Here is a 23,600-nt window from a genome sequence, read left to right as displayed (position 1 = left end):
AAAATTTTTGATGGGTGGTTCAGCTTATCCAAAGCTAACGGTGGATGTTTTTTCGCGAGTGAGGTAGTCTACAACTACGCGGGTAATCACAATTGCGCTAAAGAGGGACGATGCAATACCGGCCATCAGCGTAATAGCAAAACCCTTGATGGGCCCTACACCGAAGCTGAACAAAATCACAGCAACAAAGAATGTTGTAACGTTAGCATCCACAATAGCGCTCATCGCATTTGAATACCCGTTATCGATGGCTGCCCGGAGCGTTTTACCGGCACGCAGCTCTTCACGAATCCTGTCGAAAATGAGCACGTTAGCATCCACCGCCATACCGATGGTTAACACAATACCCGCAATTCCCGGAAGTGTTAAAGTGGCGTTGAACGCGGCCAGAATTCCCAGGATAAATATGATGTTGAGTATCAGTGCCAGGTCAGCAATTCCACCCCCGGCGTGATAGTAGGCGATCATGAAGATGGCCACGGCGACTAATCCAAATAAGACGGAATAAAAACCGGCCTGGATGGATTCTTCACCCAGAGAAGCTCCAACGGTACGTTCCTCGATAATGTCAAGAGGAGCGGGCAGTGCACCCGACAGAAGAATATTCACAAGATCTTCCGCTTCCTGGAGCCCGGAGAGGCCTGTAATAGACGATCGGCCGTTATTAATTTTCGTAATTACGTTGGGATATGAGTACACATATCCGTCGAGAACAATAGCAACCGGCCGACCAATATTAGCTCCCGTAATTCGCGCCCACCGGCGGGCACCTTCGGAATCCATCGTCATGGAAACCTGCGGCTCATTGGTGTTGGGATCGAATTCAACACTTGCTTCTGAAATCACATCACCGGTCATTTCGACCTGAGTTCGAACTGGAATGAGTTCAAACAGTTCGAGTCCGTTACTTGAAGCAAATGGCTGGGCGCCCCACATCAGTTCGGCATTTCTCGGGATCATGTTCTGGACTTCTTCACGGGCAATCAAGTCATTTACTCTTGCTGTATCAGGACCTGCTGCATACCCAAACACATACTGGTTTTGTGGCTGTGGATTTAATACTTCAAGCAGCGGGTTGCCGTCGGTCTGCTGCGTGGCAACGGTATCTTCTGCGGCTAATGTGTCGGCTTCCTGACTTGGATTGTTTTGAAAATAGTTTATAATCTGGCGCCTTGCGTTGTTCATGTCTTCCGCATTAGGTGTGAGGCGGAATTCAAGCCGTGCCGTTCCTCTCAACAGGTTACGAACACGCTCTTCGTCATCTACGCCGGGAAGTTCAACCACAAGCCGGCTGTTACCCTGCTGCAGGATGGAAGGTTCCGTTACGCCGTAGCGGTCAACCCGTGAACGCACAATTTCCATCGCCCGGTCAACTGCGCTGCCAACTTGTCCGCGAAGATAAGCTTCAACTTCCTCGTTTGTTGAACGGCGCGTAATATTTTCTGCATCAGACCGGTAGTAGCGACTGAGCATTGCATTGGGATCGCGGCTTTCAAACTCCGCGACAAATTCCGTGATGAAATCCGTACCCTGATTAACCGCTCGTTGCTGTGCGGTGTTAATGATATCACGAAGGGTCTCATCAGCGAAATCACCGGCCAGTTCAAGTACCAGCTGGGCAACACCAACTTCAAGCGTTACGTACATTCCGCCCTGAAGGTCGAGGCCAAGAGAGAGGGAATTTTCCTGAAGGCTTTGCAGTCGTTCTCTGTTCTCTTCTAAATACTGTATCTGTTCTGCTTCCGGCATATTGTTAATATGACGCTGTTCCAGGTTCCATTGAATGGTCGGGAACAGATAGTAAATGGTCATCGCGAGAAACACGACGATACATCCGATTTTAAATCCGTTGTTTTGCTTTTTCATAATGTAAATAAAGAAGGTTTATAGCTTTATAGAAATGTTGACGGGCATACGTCACCCGTAATTAGTAAAAAAGGGGGAGAAAAACGTATCTACGGCGCGTTTATGCTGATACCGCTGGAGGGAGGGGAGAAAAGTGAAAGTATGACGACGGGTGCCGACTGCAAGGCACTTCTCACGTTTGGTATTTTGGCAGTAACCGGCTCGGAAAGTGACGCGTGAAACGGTGTTATTTGCGTCAGCCACTTATGAACCGGGGCAAAAATCTTTGGGAGTACAGCATTAGCGTTATTCTGCTGATGCTTGTATGTGCTCCACTGACCAATGAGCCAGTTTGTTACCTGGTCGTGCTGCTGGTGTGATGTAAATGGAGCAATCTGGAAATTCTCCTCATGTTCAGAAATGAGTTTTGATGCATCCTGAACCAGCATCCAGAAGTTTCCGGCTTCTTTTGGAAGTTCCCGGATACGATCGCGCAGGTCATCACTTAAATCGTTACCGCCGGCAACAACTTTGTGATCGAGCCACTGCGTGAACGCATTTTTCTGTACATCGCCAAAGAATGGAACCGCAATGTGCGCGGCAAATCCTGCGATCAGAAGTGCTACAGTACAGCTTCGAAAGATATGTGATAGTCTACTTGTCATTAGTTCCGCAAAATAGGCAGATTGCCGTGTGCAGGCAAACAAATATTTCGGGAATTATATCTATTTTTCAACAAGCTTCCTTTCCCGTTCAAATTCCTGCTTAAGAAATCGCCCGGTATAGCTTTCTTCACTGGCTGCCACGTCTTCGGGAGTCCCCTCCGCAATAATTTGCCCGCCAGCGTTTCCGCCTTCAGGGCCGAGATCAATCACCCAGTCAGCCGCCTTTATCAGATCAAGATTGTGTTCAATGACGATCACCGTGTTTCCTTTTTCTACCAGTTTTTGGATCACATCAACCAGCATCCGCACGTCCTGGAAATGGAGACCGGTCGTGGGTTCATCCATAATGTAAACCGTGTCTCCGGTCCCTATTTTTGATAGTTCCCGCGACAGTTTAATCCGCTGAGCCTCACCGCCGCTCACCGTGGTGCTCGACTGACCCAGCGTGAGATACCCAAGTCCCACGGAGTTCAGGGTTGTCAGTTTTCGTTTGATGGCCGGAACTGAATCAAAAAACTCAGCCGCTTCACTTACGGGCATTTTCAGTACATCGGAGATATTTTTCCCTTTGTAATGAATTTCGAGCGTTTCGCGATTGTATCGTTTGCCGTTGCACTCTTCGCAATCCACATAGACATCCGGCAGGAAGTTCATCTCAATTTTTCGAACACCATCGCCCTTACATGTTTCGCAGCGACCGCCTTTCACATTAAATGAAAACCGTCCCTGGTCGTAGCCTCTTATTTTTGATTCAGGCAGTTCAGCAAACAGCGACCGGATGTGATCGAAGACTTTTGTATATGTGCCGGGATTGGACCGCGGCGTACGCCCGATAGGGCTTTGATCAATCGAGATTACCTTGTCTACAAGATCGAGCCCCTCAATATTTTGGTAGGGCAGAGGCACCGCTTTCGAATTATAAAATGTGGTCGATAAAATGGGAACCAGCGTTTGATTGATGAGCGAACTCTTTCCGCTTCCGCTCACGCCGGTAACACAAATAAATTTACCAAGAGGTACATCCAGGTCAACATCTTGCAGGTTATGGCCTGATGCTTCATGTAGCCGGATCGATTTTCCGGTTCCTTTGCGGCGTTTATCAGGATAGGGAATCGACTCTTCATCGTTCAAAAATTTTGTGGTCAGTGCCTCAGGGTCGAGTTCGTCGGGTGTGCCTTCAGTAACGATATATCCGCCCTCGGTTCCCGCGCCCGGGCCGAGATCCACCACGTAATCGGCATGTTCAATTGTTTCACGATCGTGCTCAACTACAATCACAGAGTTGCCAAGATCTCGCAGCGTTTCGAGAGATTTTATCAGTTTTATGTTATCGCGCTGATGCAGCCCAATGCTGGGTTCATCAAGTATGTAAAGCACGCCCACGAGCTGAGTTCCGATTTGAGTTGCCAGCCGAATGCGTTGTGCTTCTCCGCCGCTAAGAGTCTGGGCTTCGCGGTTCAGCGTGAGATAATCGAGGCCCACGTTCAGCAAGAAATCAATCCGGTCGATCACTTCCTTGAGTACCTGCTGACCAATTTTTCGCTGCCGTTCGGTCAGTGATAAATTACCAATGGTATGTCGCAGAGCACGAATATCCTGCTCAACCAGGTCCTGGATGGTATGCCCGTCAATTTTGTAAGAGAGGGCTTCTTTGTTCAGACGCCCGCCGCCGCACCTGCTGCACGTAACTTTCGACAGGTACGCTTTGGCTTTATCTCGCTGTTTGTTGGATTTGCTATCCTCATACTGATCATTAATAATCGACTTGATGCCGGCAAACTTATGTTTGTAGGTAACGTTACTGTTTTTAAAGTCGTAGCTGACATCAAACTTTTGATCACCGGCCCCATCAAACAAAATATCCATCGCTTCTTCAGGGAACTCCTTCAATGGCGTATCGAAGTCGAGATTCAGCGTGTCGAGCACGGCTTTAATCTGCTTAAACACAAATATATCGCGTGGCTTGCCGAAAAAGCGCAGCCCGCCGTCGTTAATTGATTCATCAGGGTTTGGAATGACGAGATGCCGGCTTACGTCATATTGATAACCAAGGCCGTTACATTTTTTGCATGCACCATAAGGTGAATTAAATGAAAAAAGATTCGGGGCAGGGTCTTCATATGATAGTCCGCTTTCCGGATCATAAAGATTCTTTGAAAAGACTTTATCGTAAATTTCACTATCTTTTTGAATACCGAGGACCAGGTTACCATCCGCCATTTCCAGCGCCATATGCACGCTTTCAGAAATACGCTTCTCGCTTTTCTGGCTGATCACAAACCGGTCGATCACTACTTCAATATTGTGCGTTTTATAGCGGTCGAGTTTTATTTCGCCCTCGAGGTCAATCAGTTCACCATCCACGCGCGCTTTCACGAATCCCTGCTTCTGCATCTGCTCAAACAGCTCGCGGTAATGGCCTTTTCGTCCACGTACAACAGGCGCAAGGCAGTAAGCTTTTGTTCCGGACTCAATATCCATGATAGCGGCCACAATCTGGTCGGAGGTCTGCTTCTCCATCTTGTTGCCCGATTTATACGAATACGGAATGGCAACCCGCGCGTACAGCAGTCTCAGGAAATCGTAAATTTCGGTGACAGTCCCTACGGTAGACCGCGGGTTGCGGTTAGTTGTCTTCTGGTCAATGGAGATCACCGGTGAAAGTCCGTCGATGAAGTCAACTTCGGGCCGCTCCATCATCCCCATAAACTGCCGGGCATAGGCGGAAAGCGACTCCAGGAACCGGCGCTGGCCTTCAGCATAAATCGTGTCGAATGCGAGAGATGATTTTCCTGATCCGGAAAGTCCGGTAAAAACAACCAGCTGTTCTCGGGGAATATTAATGTCGATATTTTTGAGATTGTGCTCGCGGGCACCGCGAATGACAATATTTGTATGCAAAATAGAATGGGGTTAAATGTAATTTACAGCCTTTAAAGATACGAAATTAGTAACGTAAACACAGGGCGGAAGAGTTCGGGAAATAGTTATGAGTTTTTAGTTTTGAGCTGTTGCCTTATTTGGTTCTACGGTAAACCCACTGGGTAACAATCATGGATAGTTCAATACGCAATGCTTATACAAATTCTTCTCAAAACGGAAATCCACCGTTTTGATTCCCCAAGTTAGGGACAGGCACAATGACATTAATCCTATTGGAATAGAAGGCGGCGTGATAGTGTGTTAGGAATGAGAATATATATCGTATTCACGCCGCCCATGCTCCAATCAATAAGCTGGTCATCCTGACATACGCCCCGTTTATTCCGGGGCAATAAGAAGGATCTGTAAAAGCACGATTTTTTAATTATGATGACATTTTTTGCATGGCTGAAGTGATCCTTTATAAGGATCTATGTTGATCGCTGTGGGTAAGTCAAAACTTTAATTTAATTTTTCGTGGTTACCGTTTGGTTACTAAATGCAGAAGCTCAGATTTTGGGAGTTTTTAAAATCAGAATCAATTTGTTTACATCACAGATCTGACAGAGTTTTGCTACTAAAACGGTTTTCGGTGACTGAGTGGATGAAAATTATACTTCTTACGGCATAGATTCGTATATTAAAGGCTATTTACAATTTATATCATACACCGATTCATGAGCACAGAGCCAAAAAACGTTAATCCCATCCCGGCACCACCGGCAGCATCAGAAATGGAGTGGCACCCACTATCATGGAATGAAAAGCCGATCAAGCAACTCCCCCCATATCCAAACACAGCTGAACTGCAGCGACGCTATCGCGAGTTGCAAAATCTTCCGCCGCTTATTACATCCTGGGAGATTGATAAGCTTAAAGAGAAGCTGGCTGATGTATCAAACGGGAACGGATTTCTACTTCAGGGCGGCGACTGTGCTGAGACCTTTGAGGGGTGTAAATCACCCAAGATTGTGAATCTGCTGAAGGTAATGCTACAGATGAGTTTTATTCTTGTTCATGAGATGGGCACGCCCGTTGTGCGTGTCGGCCGTATTGCCGGTCAGTTCGCAAAACCGCGGTCAAGTGATTATGAGGAGATTGACGGCGTGAAAATGCTGAATTACCGCGGAGATCTTATCAATAGTTACGAGCCCAACGCTGAGGCCCGAAAGCCTGACCCCGCCCGGATGATCGAAGCCTACAATAAATCGGGCTTGACGCTGAATTTCCTGCGTGCTTTAACGGATGAAGGATTCGCTGATCTGCAGCATCCCGAGCAGTGGGAGCTCGATTTCATGAAAAATAACGAGTATTACAAAGATTACGAGGCGATGGTGAACTCCATTCATAAGGCAATCCACTTTATGGAAACCATCACGCCAAACGTATTTACCACACTTCATAAAATTGATCTTTATACCTCGCACGAGGCACTTAATCTTTATTATGATTCAGCGCAAACGCGGCAGGTGCCCCGGAAGCCGGGCTGGTTTAACCTCAGCGGCCACATGGTGTGGCTGGGTAACAGGACCAAGCAGCTTGACGGCGGGCATGTTGAATATCTGAAGGGAATCGAAAACCCGATCGGTATAAAAGTAGGTCCTCCATTTGATCTCGATGATACGCTGCGGCTGATTGAAACCATCAACCCAACACATGAAGCCGGTAAAATTGTTCTGATTACGAGGATGGGTGTGGATCACGTCGATGAATATATGCCCGGTTTTATTAAGGCAATTAAAAAAGAAGGCCATCCTGTAGTATGGAGCTGCGATCCTATGCACGGAAATACGTTTTCAACCGAGAATAGCGTGAAGACACGTAGTTTTGATGACATCCTCGAGGAGATTCGTACTACGTTTGCCGTTCACCGGGCTGAAGGCAGCTATCTGGGTGGGGTTCACCTGGAGATGACCGGTGATAACGTCACCGAATGTGTGGGCGGAGCAAACGGTCTCAATGAAGAGGGCCTTGATACCAACTACGAAACATATTGCGATCCGCGATTGAATTACGAGCAAAGCCTGGAAATGGCATTTCTTGTTGCTAAAGAGTGGAACAAGAGCTACGGTAACAGTTAAAAAAACTCATCAAGTACCGGCACCGAATATTCAAAAAGAGCAGAATCATAACATGAATTCTGCTCTTTTTTTTGGATGATACTTTCAGATAGATAAAACTTTTCTGCACCCTGCACCCTGCACCCTGCACCCTGCACCCTGCACCCTGGAAAAGAAGCTGCTATGCCGGGTTTAGCCCGTCATTTTAACAGATAGCCTCAGTCAAAGCGTCTTTCGTATAATGACAAGCTGTTATGTTCGTTATTAACTCTGTAACTCCTTCATGAAGATATGTAGAATATGTCAGTTGCCTGTCATAAAATTGTACTGGCATGCTCATTGCAACGGTATAAAGTGAACATATAAAAACTCTAATGGAGAAAACGTTATGACACTTATTAAATATAGCAGACCTCGAAGAAATATCGCTGGACGACAGTTTTCAGATATTATGGATGATTTTTTCAACGAAGCGGTAGCAACAACAAACTCAAGTTTCACACCTGACATTAACATTTCGGAAACAGAAGATAAGTTGAGTATTGATGTTGATATTCCCGGAATGAAAAAGGAAGATATTCAGATTGGCATTGAAAATGGTGCCCTGACTATCAGTGGTGAACGTAAAAATAAAAGTGAGGAAGATGGACGCACGTTCCACAGAGTAGAAACTCACTACGGAACGTTTGAGCGTTCATTTCAGCTTCCCGAAAATGTTGATGAGGATTCAATAGAAGCCACATATTCTGATGGTGTTCTGCATATTGACATCAACAAAAAAGAAGAAAAACTGAAAAAGCAGATTGAAATTAAGTAATACAGAATGTTCTCTCACGAGAGCAGGTTAGTTAGTAGCCGGGGTCATATTGATCTATGGCCTCGGCATTTTTATTTGTTTGCCCTACACCGCTTACTGATATGTCGGGCAATTTTTTACTAATAATTCGATAGGAGCTGCACAATAATTTAGATCGAATTTCATTTAAAACTCTTGTGTTTAATAATGTATAGCTAAACCCGAAATTTAATAAAACTAAAACAATGGACCGATTCACAAAAAGTATTGTTGCTGCCGTGGCAATAATTACATTACTGCTTGGAATGGAGTTTGCATCGAATCAGGACTCAGGCCAGGCAACTGATTATACTGCTCCTACCCAAAACGAATCAGCTTCAACAAATGCTGAAGATATTCCTATTAATACATTAGCTGATTTCAATAACGCAATTGTAAATATTGCTGATAGGACAAATCCCACCGTTGTAACTATTACAACGGAACGAACAGTAAGGCAGCAGATGTCGCCGTTCGATTTCTTCTTTAGAAATCCGCAGGGCGGACAGCAAGAGCGACAGGTAAGCGGCCTTGGATCGGGTGTCATCGTTGATTCTGGTGAAGGATATATTATTACCAATAACCACGTGATAGAAAATGCGGATGAAATAACTGTTCGCCTTTATAATAGTGATGAGTATGATGCAGAAGTAGTTGGTGCTGACCCGGGCAGTGACGTAGCTGTATTGAAAGTTGATGTTGAGGATCTGCCTGCAATTCCGCTTGGTGATAGCGACGGTATTCGGGTTGGAGAAATGGTGCTTGCAATCGGAAGTCCACTGCAGGAAAATTTAGCACATACTGTATCCCAGGGTATCGTTAGTGCAAGCGGTCGGTCATTTGTTGGATTAAATCTCTATGAGAATTATATACAAACTGATGCGGCCATTAATCCGGGTAACTCAGGTGGTGCCCTCATCAACCTTGATGGAGAACTTATAGGAATTAATACTGCTATTGCCAGCCGTACCGGGGGCAGTATGGGTATTGGTTTTGCGATACCCATTAACATGGTAAGAAATGTAATGGAAGACCTGATTGAGGATGGCCGTGTAAGCCGCGGATATCTCGGTATTGAAATGGGCGGAGAAGTAGACAGAACAATGGCCCGCGCCCTTGATATGGAGTCTCCGCGTGGATTTATAATCGGAGACGTGGAGCAAGGTGGCCCGGCTGATGAGGCAGGCCTGAGATCTGGCGATGTGGTTGTTGAACTGAATGGTGACCCGGTCGAAGATTTCTATGATTTCCGGATCGCTATTGCGGGATCCAAACCCGGTACGGAAGTGGATCTGGGTATATATCGTGATGGTGAAGATATGACAATCGCGGTTGAGCTCGGTGAACGAAATCCGGAAGACATTGCCGGTGTTGATCCCCAGGTTGAAGATGAGCTTACAGAGCAGCTTGGATTTGAAGTGAGTAACCTGACGGATAATATACGGCAGCAGCTTGGCTTAGAAGAAGGAATAAACGGCGTGGTTGTAACAAGCATCCAGCAGCAGAGCCGGGCATACAGCCAGGGATTGCGCCAGGGTGATGTTATCATGCAGATTGGAAGCCAGGTTATTGAAAATGAAAATCAGTTCTACTCCCTCATGAATAATTACCTCGAATCCGGCGGAGATGCGCTCTTGATGAGAATTTACAGGCAGGGACGCAATATGTTCGTCGCAATTGAGTTTTAAACTGAGATTGTTTTGGTTGAGGTTAGAGGCTGGCATCCTGGTGGGTGTCAGTCTTTTTTTTTTGTCAATGTTTCTGTAAACCCGTATATGGCATCACTTTTGCACGCCTATCATCTAAAAGAATCAATCAGTTGTGATGGATTATAAAGATTACTACAAAATATTAGGCGTCGATAAGTCAGCCTCTCAGCAAGAAATAAAAAAGGCCTATCGAAAACTTGCGGCTAAATATCACCCCGATAAAAACCCGGACGATCCTTCAGCCGAAGATAAATTTAAAGAAGTGGGTGAAGCCTACGAAGTTCTTAAAGATCCTGAGAAACGTAAGCTGTATGATCAGGCAGGATCCGACTGGAAGCGATATCAAAGAGCTAATGAACAGGCCGGTGGTGGATTTGATTGGTCACAGTATGCGCAGCAGCAACAGCAGGGGGGCGGTCAGTATCGCACCCGCGTAAATATGGATGATATTTTCGGAGGCCAGGCCCAAGGGAGAGGGCGCGGATCTGCATCACCAGGTGGCGGAAGCCCGTTTTCAAGCTTTTTTGATACGCTGTTTGGCGGCGGATTTCAACAGCAGCAGCAAACATCAAGGAGGCAAACTGCAACGACAGGTGAAGATACAGCCGCAAACGTAACAATTCCCCTCAAAGATGTATTTACGGACACAACAAAGACGTTTCGTATCAATGGCGATCGCGTAAAAGTGAAAATTCCCGCCGGAATTGAGGACGGAAAGCGACTGAAGCTGAAAGGTCGTGGAAATAAATCAAAATTCGGCAGTTCGAGGGGCGATCTTTATTTAAAAGTTAATGTTGATGTTCCCCAGCATATTGAGCGGAGGGGAAAAGATATTTACCAGGATTTTGATATCGACCTATACACTGCTGTTCTGGGCGGAACGGTGGTTGTACCCACACTGAATGGAAAGCTGAAGCTCAATATTCCTGAAACGACCGATAATGGCAAACTCTTCAAGTTTTCCGGGCGAGGCCTTCCCAGTATGAATGGAAAAGGCAGCAATGGAAATTACTACGTCCGGTGCAATGTTAATCTCCCCGATAAACTATCGGCCAAAGAGAAGAAATTGTTTAAAGAGCTCGCCGAGCTGAACAAATAGTTGGTTTCGACAATGGGTTTAAAGACTTTAAACTGATAATCGCCGTTATATAAACCAACTGTTAATTCTTACCGCAGCAGTAGCATCTGAGATCAAAGTTTTGAATCTTATCAGCCCTAACAAAAACAAACTTCATTCGAATTTGACAAACTAACCCAATGAAACTATTCCTTTCCGCATTACTTGCGTCAGCATTTTTTCTTACTGCATCACATCCCGACACACATAATGATGAAACCAATAATCTTCGCTGGGGCCAAATCGGCCACTACGTCACCGGCCATATAGCAGAGAACCATATCACCGATAAAACGGCTGCCGAACTCGACCGGGTGATAGGAGATGAAACCCTCGCTGTTGCCGCTGTTTGGATGGACGATATCCGGTCTGATGACAACTATGACTACACGGGTTCCTGGCACTGGGTGACCATTCCGGATGGTATGACCTACGAGGAGACGGATAAAAATCCAGATGGTGATATTCTATGGGCGCTCGAAACACTTATTGCAGACTTGAAAAAGGGCGGGCTTTCACCTAAAGAAGAACATGATAAACTTAAAATGGTTGTTCACATGGTGGGCGATATTCATCAACCGCTTCATGTGGGAACCGGAGAAGATCGTGGTGGTAATGATGTTCGCGTTCAGTGGATGGGCGATAACAGTAACCTCCACCGAGTATGGGACAGCGAAATGATTGACTCGCGCCAGATGAGCTATACAGAAATCTCGTATAATATCGATGTTATAGACGAAGAGACCGTTAATGAGTGGCAGAGTGCAACCGTTCGCGACTGGGCCTATGAGTCAATGAAATACAGGGACGATGTGTATAATCTGCCGGATAACAATCGAATCGGTTACGAATACCGCTACGCCAACTACGACCTTGTTAAAGAACGTCTTGTGAAAGCGGGTGTTCGCCTTGCCGGGGTATTAAACGATATCTACGACAGTTAACTGGTATCATGTCAATTCACATTTGTAGAATAATGATCTGAGCATTTCCGCGATTTCTGCGGACTTCTGTAAGCGTCGGATCGATTTCCCAAAGACATGGGATGTCTATTCGACTCCAGCATGCATATTTTTCTCTTGGGCAGTTTCGATCCTGAACTTTGAATAGTGAGTGATAGACATACCATATCTCTCCCTGCACCACAAATTCTCATGCTCAAACTCTGTCAGAGCAGCCGGTTGGCGGACACTGTCCAGTAGGTGTACCGCTGTGGCAGCATCTTTAGCGGGGAGGTTGCTTACGACATTTCATATATGACTTAACAACCTGAGTTCGATTATTAATCTCATTGAATGTGGTCAAAAAGTCCCCTCCTTTCTCAAGGAGGGGATTTAGGGGTGGTTTTGCTTTGGCCATCCCTGGAATAACAGTATTTTTTGAGTCTAATTTGAGCTCGAAACCTAAAGCTACCACCCCCTGCCCCTCCTTACACAGGAGGGGAGTATTCTTGCCCCTATTTACAATCGAACTCAGGTTAACACTAAAGATTTACATTGACTCCAGCACATCTTTGTGGATGTCAAGCGCCTTCTGATCAAACAGTATAAAATGAACTGTTTTCACAGTTGAAAGTCCGTCTGCCTCTTCCTTGATAGTTTTAAATGCTATTTTTGCAGCAGCTTCAGTAGGATATCCGAATGCTCCAGTAGAAATAGCGGGAAAGGCGATTGTGTTTACACCATTCTCTTCTGCAAGTCGTAGCGCGTTTCTGTAACAATCTGTAAGCAATTTATCAGACGGCTTATCCTTTCCATAAACCGGCCCCAGACAGTGAATCACATAATCGTTTGGCAGATTTGGAGCTTCTGTGATGACAGCCTCCCCGGGTGATATTGGGGCCAGTGGCCGGGTCAGTTCTTTTAGCTCGGGATCGCCTTTTCTATGAATGGCACCGGCAACTCCTCCGCCAATTGTAAGTTCAGCATTAGCTGCATTAACAATGGCATCCGCATCAGCCTGATTTGCGATGTCACCCTTTTTAAGTATCAGCGTGATATTTGAGAATAATTTTTCCATAAGATTTATATTTGACGCACAAAATTGAAGGAAATTACTTCTTTTATTTAAAATAATGTCTGACAGGCAAGGGTGCAAAGCGCTTTTAAAACAAAGATAGACGCAATTTTATGTGTTCATTTGTCAGAAATTTTGAAAAATATTAAAACCAACATGAAAACCGCTTCCAAAAAATAATGATTGAAAAAGCGGTTTTTCAGGAAAAAATTTGAGGGCTATCAGGATCATCAATTTCATCTATATTATGACATTGTTAAGGATAAATTATTGGAAGTGCTTTCAATAAAAATATATGCATTTATGACAGGAATATGACAAGAAAGTAAAATTAATAATAGTCTTGATGTTTGCTATAAAATCATGGGTCATGGTAAGTTGTGGACGAACAAACAGTCACAACTGTTATCAATCAAAACAATATTACTCAGAACCATGAAGTCAATTTTAAAAAACATCACAACACTAATGATCGTGGTGATCTCCTTCACCTCGGCCGAATTTGTAAATGCAAATACAGTTACTGCGGATACACTCCGAACTACAGCTGTAGAACAAGCAGCTCAAGATGAGAAGATCAAAAAAGCCTTACTTTACGGGCTCGAGTCTGAAATAAACGGAGTTCTTGAATCTACGTTCTATAATACGATAGCATACAAGACACTGAATCCTGAATTCACATCCGAAGAGCTGATTGAAAAGATCACGCGAATTGCGCTCGATGAAAATAAAAACAGTCACGTTGTTCGGTATAAAGCTTTTCTGACTCTTTCTTATTTGAAAGACTACGACGAGTTTGCAAACAACAGCGAGCAACTCCGCAATTACGTTAAGGCAAACGATAAAAGGTCTGCTTTCCAGGTTATTGTTGATAACCTGCGTCAGCAGCAAGTAGCTGCAAATTGAGTGCAGTTAGTGAAGCAGTAACCCTGCTTCTCTATAAGTACTATCTAAAAAAAAAGGCGGTTCTCATTTGAGGATCGCCTTTTTTTTTGGTTTTAGGTTCTATAGGTGAGTTTGTGGGTTGAAAACAAAATCATTGAACAATCGCTCTGAACATGATAAAATAATAATTCAAAGAGTAGTCCATTGCTTTTGCAGATCCTTCTCTGCGCCATCAACTACAATGGCTCGATCAGGATGACACGCTCATGGGATAACAAGCGGGCGGCGTGGGCTCATTCGTAGCTTTTTAACTCGTTATTTTTTCACGCCGCCCTCCATTCCTGCCAAATGATGGTCATTCTGAATAAAACGGTGGTTTTCCGGTTTATGAAGAATCTGTAAAAGCCATACTCTTTATCTTTTCAGATGACACAAATGATTGGCTTTGCGTACTGATTGATAAATTATTAATGATGAGACTTTATGAGAAGTTATACATCGGATTTTTATATGTAATAATCCTATGTACAGTCTCAGTAGGCCAGATGAGTTATTCAGAGGGTTAAACCAGTTATTTGATAGAACAAAACATGTTGCTTTTACAAATTCGGCTTGGGTCCCTGGCGGCGTGACGACAAGACGATATTGAATAGAACGAATGCGCCCACGCCGCCCGTATGCTAAACAATGAGCCCGTCATCCTGCCTGCCCCCTGGGGGATCGAGCCATTGTAGTTGATGGCGAAGAGTCCCAAAGGGATGTTACAAAGGATCTGCAAAAGCAATGGCCTATAATTTTGGAAAATTCTGAACATGTTCTATGCGATTATTCACAAATTCTGTCATCAACCCACGAACTTTCCGGTAGAATCACCTCAGCTTATGGCATACCGGGCACCAATCATTGTTCACACTGACTAAATAGATTGCCATTCGGTCATGAGGCTTGACATCCGGTAATGTTCACTGCAAATCCGTCAGATTCAGGTGTCTGGTACGCTTTTAGCATCTATTGGAGTAAATATAACAAAGTATAGAGATTATGAACTTCAACAAATTCACTATAAAGGCTCAGGAAGCTGTTCAGGCCGGAATCGACCTGGCACAGAATAATAATAACCAGGCTGTGGAGCCGGCCCACATTTTAATGGCTCTGCTTGATGATGCAGAGAATGTTGTTAATTCTATTCTTAAGAAAATAGGGGTTGCTATTCCCGCACTCAGAGACGATCTGAAACGGCAGATAAAATCGTTTCCCGTGATTAAAGGCTCATCTGTTTCCGGCCAGTATTTATCTAATAATTCCAAGGCTGTGTTTGATGCTGCGCAAAACCGGGCAACCGATCTCGGAGATGAGTATATCAGTTCCGAGCACATTCTGCTTGGTATTGCCTCATCAAAAGGAGAAACAGGCGAGTATCTGAAAAAAAATGGGGTGACGGACGATAAAATATTAGACGTTTTGAAAAGCGTCCGTGGTTCTCAAACGGTAGATGATCCCAATGCGGAAAGCCGTTATGAGGCCCTGAAAAAGTATGCGAGGGATCTGAATGAACTTGCGGAAAAAAATAAGCTGGACCCGGTAATTGGCCGTGACCAGGAAATACGGCGTGTGATGCAGATCTTATCACGCCGCACAAAAAACAACCCGGTATTGATCGGTGAACCCGGCGTAGGTAAAACAGCGATTGCAGAGGGTCTCGCCCTTCGAATTGTTCGCGGTGATGTGCCCGAAGGCCTGAAAACCAAGCGGATTGTTGCCCTGGATATGGGCGCTTTGGTAGCAGGGACCAAGTTTCGCGGAGAGTTTGAGGAACGCCTCAAAGCGGTAGTGAAAGAGGTGATGGATTCCGAAGGTGAAATGATCTTGTTTATTGATGAGATCCACACGCTTGTGGGAGCCGGCGCTACGGAAGGATCGATGGATGCAGCCAACATTCTGAAGCCGTCACTTGCACGTGGTGAGCTCCACGCAATTGGTGCAACAACCCTCGCTGAGTACCGCAAGTATATTGAAAAAGATAAAGCGCTGGAGCGGCGCCTTCAGACCGTGTTTGTCGGGGAACCAAGTGTTGAAGATACCGTGTCTATATTGCGCGGACTTCAGGAACGCTATGAAGTGCATCATGGGGTTAGGATTACCGACTCAGCAATTGTTGCCGCATCAGAACTGTCTCACCGCTATATTTCCGATCGGTTTCTGCCAGATAAAGCTATTGACCTAATCGATGAAGCTGCAGCTCGATTACGGCTTGAAATCGATTCTATGCCGGAGGAACTGGACAGCATTGAACGGCAGATTCGTCAGCTCGAAATTGAGCGGGAAGCGCTGAAACGTGAAAAAGATGAGACAAAACTTAAAACCAACGAAAAAAATCTGGCCGATCTCGAAGAGCAGCGCAAATCCATGCGTGCACAGTGGGATATGGAAAAAGGCCTTATTCAGAAAAACCGCGAGCTGAAGCAGGCGATCGAGACCGCGCGTAATCAGGCCGACAAAGCTGAGCGCGAAGGAAATTACGAAAAAGTAGCGGAGCTGCGATACGGTACCATCACACAGCTGGAAAAAGATCTTGCAAAAACGAAGGAACAGCTGAATGACGTAAAAGAAGGACGGTCGTTGCTTAAAGAGCAGGTGGAAGCCGAGGAGATAGCCGATATTGTATCGCGCTGGACCGGTATTCCGGTCACGAAAATGCTTTCAAGCGAACGGCAAAAACTGCTAAAACTTGAGGATGAACTTCACAAACGGGTGATTGGTCAGAACCAGGCCATTGAGGCAGTGTCTGATGCAGTTCGCCGCTCTCGCGCCGGTCTGCAGGATGAACAGCGTCCCATTGGGTCGTTTATGTTTCTCGGATCGACCGGTGTAGGTAAAACTGAGCTCGCAAGGTCCCTTGCAGAATTTCTGTTTGATGATGAAGATGCGATGATCCGTATCGATATGAGTGAATATATGGAGAAGCACAGCGTGAGCCGGCTGGTGGGGTCGCCTCCCGGATATGTAGGCTATGAAGAGGGCGGCCAGCTGACGGAAGCCGTCCGCAGAAAACCTTACTCAGTGGTGCTGCTTGATGAGATCGAGAAGGCTCATGGTGATGTATTCAACATCTTGCTGCAGGTTCTGGATGATGGTCGTCTGACCGACAACAAAGGCGTGACGGTAGATTTCACCAACACCATTGTGATTATGACCAGTAACATCGGGTCGCACCTGATCTCCGAAGAGATTGAAAAATCTGAAGGCGAGATGGATGAGACAACCTACCTGGAGCTTCAGAATAAGCTGATGGATCAGCTTCGAAAAACTATCAGGCCTGAGTTTCTGAACAGGATTGATGATGTAGTCGTCTTTCATCCGCTGGATAGAACCCACATTCGCGAGATTGTAGATATTCAGCTCCGACGAATTGATTCAATGCTCGAAAGAAACAATGTGTCACTCCATGTGTCGGACACCGTGAAAGACTGGCTTGCTGTCAGAGGGTATGACCCTGTGTATGGTGCACGGCCACTGAAGCGGGTGATCCAAACCCAGATCGTAAACCAGCTTGCCAAACAGCTGATTGAACGTGAAGATGAGAGTGAGGCGATCACATACGAAGCTACGGTAAGCAAGGATGGAAACAGGCTCGAGTTTGCGGAAGTCTTTGACGATGTAGAGGCGTGGTCGGGGTAAAACGTTGTGGAATTGTTGAGTGTGAACTTCGTTCACGTTGAACTGTTGGATCCAATACAAAAGTTAAACCTCCAAGGTTTTAGAAACCTTGGAGGTTTATTTGAATGAAACCTGTAAACACCGACCGGATCTGACAGCGTTGGTTTTTGGGTTTTGTGACATGGAGCAATTTCCGTCCCCATAAACCCACCTCTGCCTCGTCGCTGCTCTGCCTTTGGCAGTCGCTTTGAAGGCTGTCTCCTCCCGAAAGGAGAGGTTTATACTACCCCTCCGCCGGAGGGGACAGGCAAGCAAACGATCGCAACGCGAGACTTTTGCTGGTCAGGGGTGGGTTTCGTGCCACGGAGCTATTCATGGGTCTCATCAACCCACCTCTGAACTCGCGCTAAACGCTTTGAGCTTTGTCTCCTCCCGATAGGAGAGGTATATTCATATACTTAGCTCCATAGTTCCTATCCCTTCAACTTTGCACTTTTGGAAATGGAAAATCTCATCCTTGAATACAGGGTAAATAAAAAAGCCCCGCCGAAATTCATCAGCGGGGCTTTTTATATTGTTAAATAGTCAGTGGTCAAATGTTTATGGACACCCTTGTGTAAAGGTAACGGCCTTCGAAACCAGAGGGAGAAAAGCTGGAGTATTGAAAGATACCGTTAAAGCTATTGGTTTGAAATGTTTTATCCGGGTAGACATCAAAAATATTATTACCGCCAAGGGCCAAGCGCACGCCATCGCTGATGTTGTAATTGAGCTCGAGGTCAGTGGTAAATACCGAGCCGTAAGTTTGATCTTCATCAGGTCCGCTTGAATCGATTGACGTAAATTCTCCATATCTTACACCGCGAAGCATAATTCCGAAAGGGCCTGTATTGTAATTGGCCATTACGTTGATGTTACTTTTAGGCTGTCCAACCTCATACCGGCCGATTTCAACGCGGCCGAACAGCGGGGTATCGGTAAGATCCTGGAGATTTTCAGGTGTATCTATCTCATTTTTGTTTGTGATCTCAGTTTCATTGAAGTTGGCACCGGCAGTAATCCGAAACTGTGAGTCATTCGCCAGATTTATGCCATAGCGGGCAATCAAATCAATTCCTTTGGTTTCCGAATTTACGGCATTGGTGAAGAATCGGCCACCTGTGGCGTTAATTCCTCTGTTCTGAAGGAAATTGGCAATGTCGGGTCCGGTAAAGTTTTCAGTAAAGACCACGCGGTCATCTATTTTGATGTTGTACACATCAGCGGTTAAGGAGAAATTGCCGCGTTCAAATGTAGCGCCGGCGCTTAAATTGACAGACATTTCCGCTTCCAGGTCTTCTGCTCCCAGGGCCCGGGCAGCAGGTGAGGTTACCGGAAAGGTACCTACTTCAAATGGTTCGCTGTCAATAAATACTGTTGCGATAGAGGAGAAGTAGGATTGGGCGAGTGAAGGTGCTCTAAATCCGGTACTGGCGGCACCACGTACAGCCAGGCCGTCAACAATTTCAAACCTTGTCGATACTTTTCCGGTGAGGGTATTGCCAAAATCGCTGTAGCTTTCAAACCGACCGGCAACGCCAAGCAGCCATCCTTCGGTAATATTTGTTTCAAGATCTGTATATGCGGCTACACTGAATCTCTTTTCATTCTGCTCATTCCTGGGCGAAAAGCCGGGAAATACCTGGGCTCCCGGAGCGCCGCCCGAGCCTCCATCTGCATATGATGCTGCCTCTCCGCTCATAAGGCGATAGAGCTCAAACCGGTACTCTGCACCCATTGCCATGCTGAGTGGCTCAGCCGTGCCAATATCCACAGCACGAACCAGGTCGAGATTTGTAGTAGACTGATCAAAAGCCAATGTCCCTGCATCGAATGTTGTAGGGCTGCCGATACCAATAGAGGTATTAACTGAATTGGTTACGCCAAAATTTAGTGAGTTGTGCCCGTAGGTGTGGCTCAGATCATAATTCCAGGAGTTTGTTCTTCCTTTGATCCCGGTACCGATTGATCCATCGTACACATCCGAGGTAATCTTTGGGAGAAATCCATCAGGGTAGTAGGCAGGCACGTTTCTCGAATCCAGAGCACGACGATAGAATCCACCGGATTCACCTTCCCTGAAACTAACGCCCCCGAATGCGTATACCTCTGCATTGTCACCAACTTCTATATGGCCATTGAAAAATCCGCTGACATCGAGCAGGTCACCCGACCCAAAACGATGGTTGTTGCGGTTAAATGTTTCTTCTCTGGGATCAGGCGATCCGTCATTCAGCGCAGGATAGTTTGGCCGCGGATCCAACCCGGAGCGGTTACTCCAGCCGTTGTCGCGATATTGTCCTGCAACATATAGCTGGCCGTTATTGGGAAGTTCGAAACCGTAACCCAAATGCAGATTTACCGTTTTTCGATCCAACCGCCACACGTCTTCCTGTCCGCGATAATACGGGGATTCCTGGAAACTTGCAGTTTCACCACCGGGGTGAAGTGCCTGGTTCGGGGCATATCCACGTTCTTCTTCACTTACATTCTGGCCGTATGAAAAGGATGCATCCAGGCCGGTTGTCTCTTTCAAAACAATATTTATAACGCCGGCAATGGCATCTGAACCGTATTGAGCAGCTGCACCATCACGAAGAACCTCGATGCGCTCAATCATATTAGCAGGAATTGCGTTGAGGTCAACACCGGTCGCCCCGCGGCCTACAGAACCATTTACGTGCAGAATGGCACTGGTATGACGTCGTTTCCCATTGATGAGAACCAGTGTCTGATCAGGTCCCAGTCCACGAAGCGTAGCCGGCCGAACATGGTCGGTACCGTCGGTGATGGACGATTCGGGGGCATTGAACGAAGGAACAAGTGACCGGATTATCTGTGTTGTCTGCGTGAATCCGGAAGCCTGAACTTCCTGGGCGGAAATAACATCTACCGGTACCGGCGATTCAGTGATGGTTCGACCCTGACGACGGGTCCCGAGCACGATAACTTCATCTGTTCCAACAATTGCATTCTGAAGGGTAACATCAATGGTCTGTGTTTGTCCGGCCTCAATGGTGATGTTTTGGCGTGTAGTCTGAAAACCTAAGAAACTAACCTGTAACGTATAAGAACCAGGAGATGCATTGAGCTCATATTCTCCGCTGGTATTGGTTGAGGTCCCGATCTGTGTTCCCTGCAGAATAACGTTGGCACCCGGCAGGGGGTTATCATCTGTATCAAAAACGGTTCCCTGAACCGTACCCTGATTTTGAGCAATGGCAAGGCCTGTAGATAGCGTTAAAATTAACAGAATACTTGCAAGCCACCTGGAAGTGAAGATACTTAGCATTTGAAATTGTTGTATCGAGTTTTTCATAAATGCGGAATTAGTTGTGATTATTTAAAATGTTTAATGCTACACTAACTATCGGAATGGAGATGTATCAAATTAATAGCCTTTAAACCATTTATCTGGCTAATATAGTTTCAATCTAAAATTTGACGATAAAATTGATGTCTTTATCTAACAGAAGTATAATATTTATGTAGGGTTTTTGAATTGCAGCCTGCTCTTTGGCTGGCTGGCGGATTGGTGCATGTTCAATCCACCCGTTAGCGAACTCCGAAGGGGCGCCGTTGGTAAAACCCAATTGACATATGAGTATTTCATAGCCCCCGAATATTCATTTTTTTGGAGGCCGACTGTTAGGCGGGAGTTGGAAAAATACAGAGTCTGAGAAAAGAACGGTTCTTTAAAGTCGTCGGAATTGGCTATTTATTCGAGATCATCTCTCCAGGGCATTCCGCAAGCCATCCTGATTTTTTTGATCAGTTTTTTCAGACCGCTGTTTATTATCAAGATCTGACGAATAGTTTATTTTAAACGATTCGTTTTCATCCATGTCATCATCAAACTGCTGAAGTTTATGTTCCGAAACGGCAAGTGTGAGCGAACTCTTAAATGTTTTTAGTTTTTCACGGTTCGCCCTGGAAATTTTTAATGTAATCCGATTACCCTTCACGGCCGGAAACTGATTAATAGCCTTCAGGCTTCTTAAATCGATAAAAAGCTTGTAGCTGAACCATCCTTTTTTAATGTCGACTGACTCTATATCAGAGAGTTGAAATGTTATCTGCCTGGCTTCAGACTTGAAATACTTGAGAATCTCGTCAATCGTCTGGTATTCAATTTCCAGTGTTCTGTTTTCGAATTTTACAAGCCCGGAAATGCTACCGAATCCGGCGTAGACGGATGTTTTCTTAAAAGGTAAAATCAAGGATGTCCCGGTTTAATTCTTTTTTATCATTCAAATCTCCACACTTTCGAGAGACAGCACTATAGTCGCAAACGTACAAGTATCTCTGATTTATAGAACAGAGCGAGATTAAATTTGCAAGAAAAAGTAACAGTCAGATCCCAAATGCTGCTACACTTCAAGCAATTCTTCAGGATTCAACCCCATTAAATCTTCTGTGGCAAACAAACGGCCATTGCGAATAAGCTCTCCATCCAGGTACACATTGGCCCCGATGCAGACCAGGTCCCAGTGGATGGCGCTTTCGTTTCCATTTGGGGCAATCTCGTAATCATTACCCAGCGTAAGATGGTTTGACCCTGTAATTTTCTCATCAAACAGAATATCATACATCGGCTCTTTAATGATAGGGTTTAACCCAAAGCTGAACTCACCGAATCGCCGCGCGCCTTCATCTGTATCCAGGATCTCTTCAAGGGCGTCATTATTCGAGGAATCAAAATCTTTAACCACGCCGTTTTCGACTACCAGCTTCACGAACTCAAACGGTTTGCCCTGGTACACAGATGGAGCGTAGGTGATGTGTCCGTTCACAGAATCGAGAATAGGAGAAGAAAAGAGCTCGCCATCCGGAATATTCCGCTTCCCGTAACATGGAATCCAGTCCTGGCCTTTTACGGAAAATTCGATGTCCGTGTCATCGCTTTTCAGCTGAATTTTGTCCGTTTCATAGAGTCGTTTTTCTAGCGGCAGCATCGCCTCCTTGAGCTTGTTGTAGTCAAACAGGCACGCGTCGTAATAAAACTGACGAAACCGTTCGGTCGACATTTTGGCGTTCATGGCAAACGCGGCAGATGGATACCGCAATACCGCCCAGTTGGTGTGGTTGACCCGCTGCTGAAAATGAACCGGGTTCACAAAAAACTCGGAGTATGCTTTATTTGCCTGTTTGCTGACGCTGGAATTCTCGAAGATATTTTCTGATGCGCGAATGCCAATAAAAGCATCCATCTTTTTCATCAGCGGCAGCTGATCTGCATCGGCCTGATTTTTCCAGTATTCTTCATCACCGGTTTCCAAAAGCATTCGGTTGGTTTCCGGATCTTCAATCTTAATGAACGGATGCCCGTTTATCTCTCTTACAAGCTTCGCGAGTGCACGGACAAGCCCGATTGCGTTTAACCCGATGCATTGTATCATAATATTCTGGCCTTCTTCAAGCTCCACGCTGTGAGTGAGAAGTTGTTTGGCAAGGTTAAGGTCGTTATCGCTGTACATGGATGAATTTATAAAATTTGAAGTTCATCTATGAAAGATATAAAAATTGTTGCGAAAGGTCTTGACGGATAATGATCGATCAATTAGCTGTATCGCTTAATACGTTCAGCAATTTAAGATGAGTTGAAGAAACTACTGCCTGCCCCCAGTATTTATACAGTTGAACCGTCACCATATAGGGCAGGCTTTATTTGGTCGTTGCTACCTATTATTTACTGCGTCCGATTCCACTGTAAATTCTTCCATAGCTTTGTCAGCAATCGGCTGCTCTGCAACCCACAGGTAGTTGCCGGGATCAAGAGTTACCGTAGAGAAGTTACCCCGTTATTTTAGGTGAATCCGATGCCTAATTGGTTGGGATCAAGCCCTTCGG

14 protein-coding genes are annotated in these 23,600 nt (G+C 45.5%); 7 read left to right on the top strand and 7 right to left on the bottom strand.

Annotated features, from left to right (window positions below):
- Nucleotides 1-24 precede the first annotated feature (24 nt).
- The 3 genes from secD to uvrA form a co-directional block, all read right to left on the bottom strand.
- Complete coding sequence (gene secD / locus AABW11_RS15545) at nucleotides 25-1,866, bottom strand: protein translocase subunit SecD (protein WP_340106049.1); 1,842 nt, start codon at nucleotides 1,864-1,866, stop codon at nucleotides 25-27.
- A gap of 89 nt (nucleotides 1,867-1,955) precedes the next feature.
- A complete protein-coding gene (locus tag AABW11_RS15540; protein ID WP_340106048.1) occupies nucleotides 1,956-2,510 on the bottom strand; it encodes a hypothetical protein in 555 nt (184 codons plus the stop codon).
- 60 nt (nucleotides 2,511-2,570) lie between these two features.
- Entirely contained in the window at nucleotides 2,571-5,411 is a 2,841-nt protein-coding gene (uvrA, locus tag AABW11_RS15535) for an excinuclease ABC subunit UvrA (protein WP_340106047.1), read from the bottom strand.
- Nucleotides 5,412-6,166: 755 nt separating this feature from the next.
- Here uvrA and AABW11_RS15530 point away from each other — a divergent pair.
- The 5 genes from AABW11_RS15530 (at nucleotide 6,167) to AABW11_RS15510 (ending at nucleotide 12,097) form a co-directional block, all read left to right on the top strand.
- Complete coding sequence (locus AABW11_RS15530; protein WP_445263786.1) at nucleotides 6,167-7,513, top strand: 3-deoxy-7-phosphoheptulonate synthase class II; 1,347 nt, start codon at nucleotides 6,167-6,169, stop codon at nucleotides 7,511-7,513.
- 367 nt (nucleotides 7,514-7,880) lie between these two features.
- Nucleotides 7,881-8,309: an Hsp20/alpha crystallin family protein gene (locus tag AABW11_RS15525; RefSeq protein ID WP_340106045.1), complete on the top strand. Its 429-nt coding sequence runs from the start codon at nucleotides 7,881-7,883 to the stop codon at nucleotides 8,307-8,309.
- A 224-nt stretch (nucleotides 8,310-8,533) separates the two neighbouring features.
- A complete protein-coding gene (locus tag AABW11_RS15520; protein WP_340106044.1) occupies nucleotides 8,534-10,015 on the top strand; it encodes a Do family serine endopeptidase in 1,482 nt (493 codons plus the stop codon).
- 136 nt (nucleotides 10,016-10,151) lie between these two features.
- The gene (locus AABW11_RS15515) at nucleotides 10,152-11,135 is read left to right on the top strand and encodes a DnaJ C-terminal domain-containing protein (protein WP_445263785.1); all 984 of its coding nucleotides are present in this window, start codon (nucleotides 10,152-10,154) and stop codon (nucleotides 11,133-11,135) included.
- 158 nt (nucleotides 11,136-11,293) lie between these two features.
- Complete coding sequence (locus AABW11_RS15510; protein WP_340106043.1) at nucleotides 11,294-12,097, top strand: S1/P1 nuclease; 804 nt, start codon at nucleotides 11,294-11,296, stop codon at nucleotides 12,095-12,097.
- A gap of 547 nt (nucleotides 12,098-12,644) precedes the next feature.
- On the opposite strand, the gene AABW11_RS15505 is transcribed toward AABW11_RS15510, so the two are convergent.
- Entirely contained in the window at nucleotides 12,645-13,172 is a 528-nt protein-coding gene (locus tag AABW11_RS15505) for a macro domain-containing protein (RefSeq protein ID WP_340106042.1), read from the bottom strand.
- Nucleotides 13,173-13,604: 432 nt separating this feature from the next.
- Between AABW11_RS15505 and AABW11_RS15500 the strand changes: the two genes are divergently transcribed.
- The gene (locus tag AABW11_RS15500; RefSeq protein WP_340106041.1) at nucleotides 13,605-14,075 is read left to right on the top strand and encodes a hypothetical protein; all 471 of its coding nucleotides are present in this window, start codon (nucleotides 13,605-13,607) and stop codon (nucleotides 14,073-14,075) included.
- A gap of 1,020 nt (nucleotides 14,076-15,095) precedes the next feature.
- Entirely contained in the window at nucleotides 15,096-17,732 is a 2,637-nt protein-coding gene (gene clpB, locus AABW11_RS15495; protein ID WP_340106040.1) for an ATP-dependent chaperone ClpB, read from the top strand.
- 571 nt (nucleotides 17,733-18,303) lie between these two features.
- On the opposite strand, the gene AABW11_RS15490 is transcribed toward clpB, so the two are convergent.
- From AABW11_RS15490 to AABW11_RS15480, 3 genes are all read right to left on the bottom strand, one after another.
- A complete protein-coding gene (locus tag AABW11_RS15490; protein ID WP_340106039.1) occupies nucleotides 18,304-21,069 on the bottom strand; it encodes a TonB-dependent receptor in 2,766 nt (921 codons plus the stop codon).
- A 409-nt stretch (nucleotides 21,070-21,478) separates the two neighbouring features.
- A complete protein-coding gene (locus AABW11_RS15485; RefSeq protein WP_340106038.1) occupies nucleotides 21,479-21,970 on the bottom strand; it encodes a hypothetical protein in 492 nt (163 codons plus the stop codon).
- Between the two features lie 150 nt (nucleotides 21,971-22,120).
- Nucleotides 22,121-23,227 carry an aminopeptidase gene (locus AABW11_RS15480; RefSeq protein WP_340106037.1) on the bottom strand — a complete coding sequence of 369 codons (1,107 nt, stop codon included), beginning with the start codon at nucleotides 23,225-23,227 and terminating at the stop codon, nucleotides 22,121-22,123.
- Nucleotides 23,228-23,600 lie beyond the last annotated feature (373 nt).

Source organism: Rhodohalobacter sp. 8-1 (genome assembly GCF_038150125.1).
In the GTDB taxonomy this organism is placed as follows: Bacteria; Bacteroidota; Rhodothermia; order Balneolales; family Balneolaceae; genus SW132.
The sequence above is the reverse complement of the archived record's forward strand: the minus strand, read 5'-3'. Positions and strand labels throughout refer to the sequence as shown.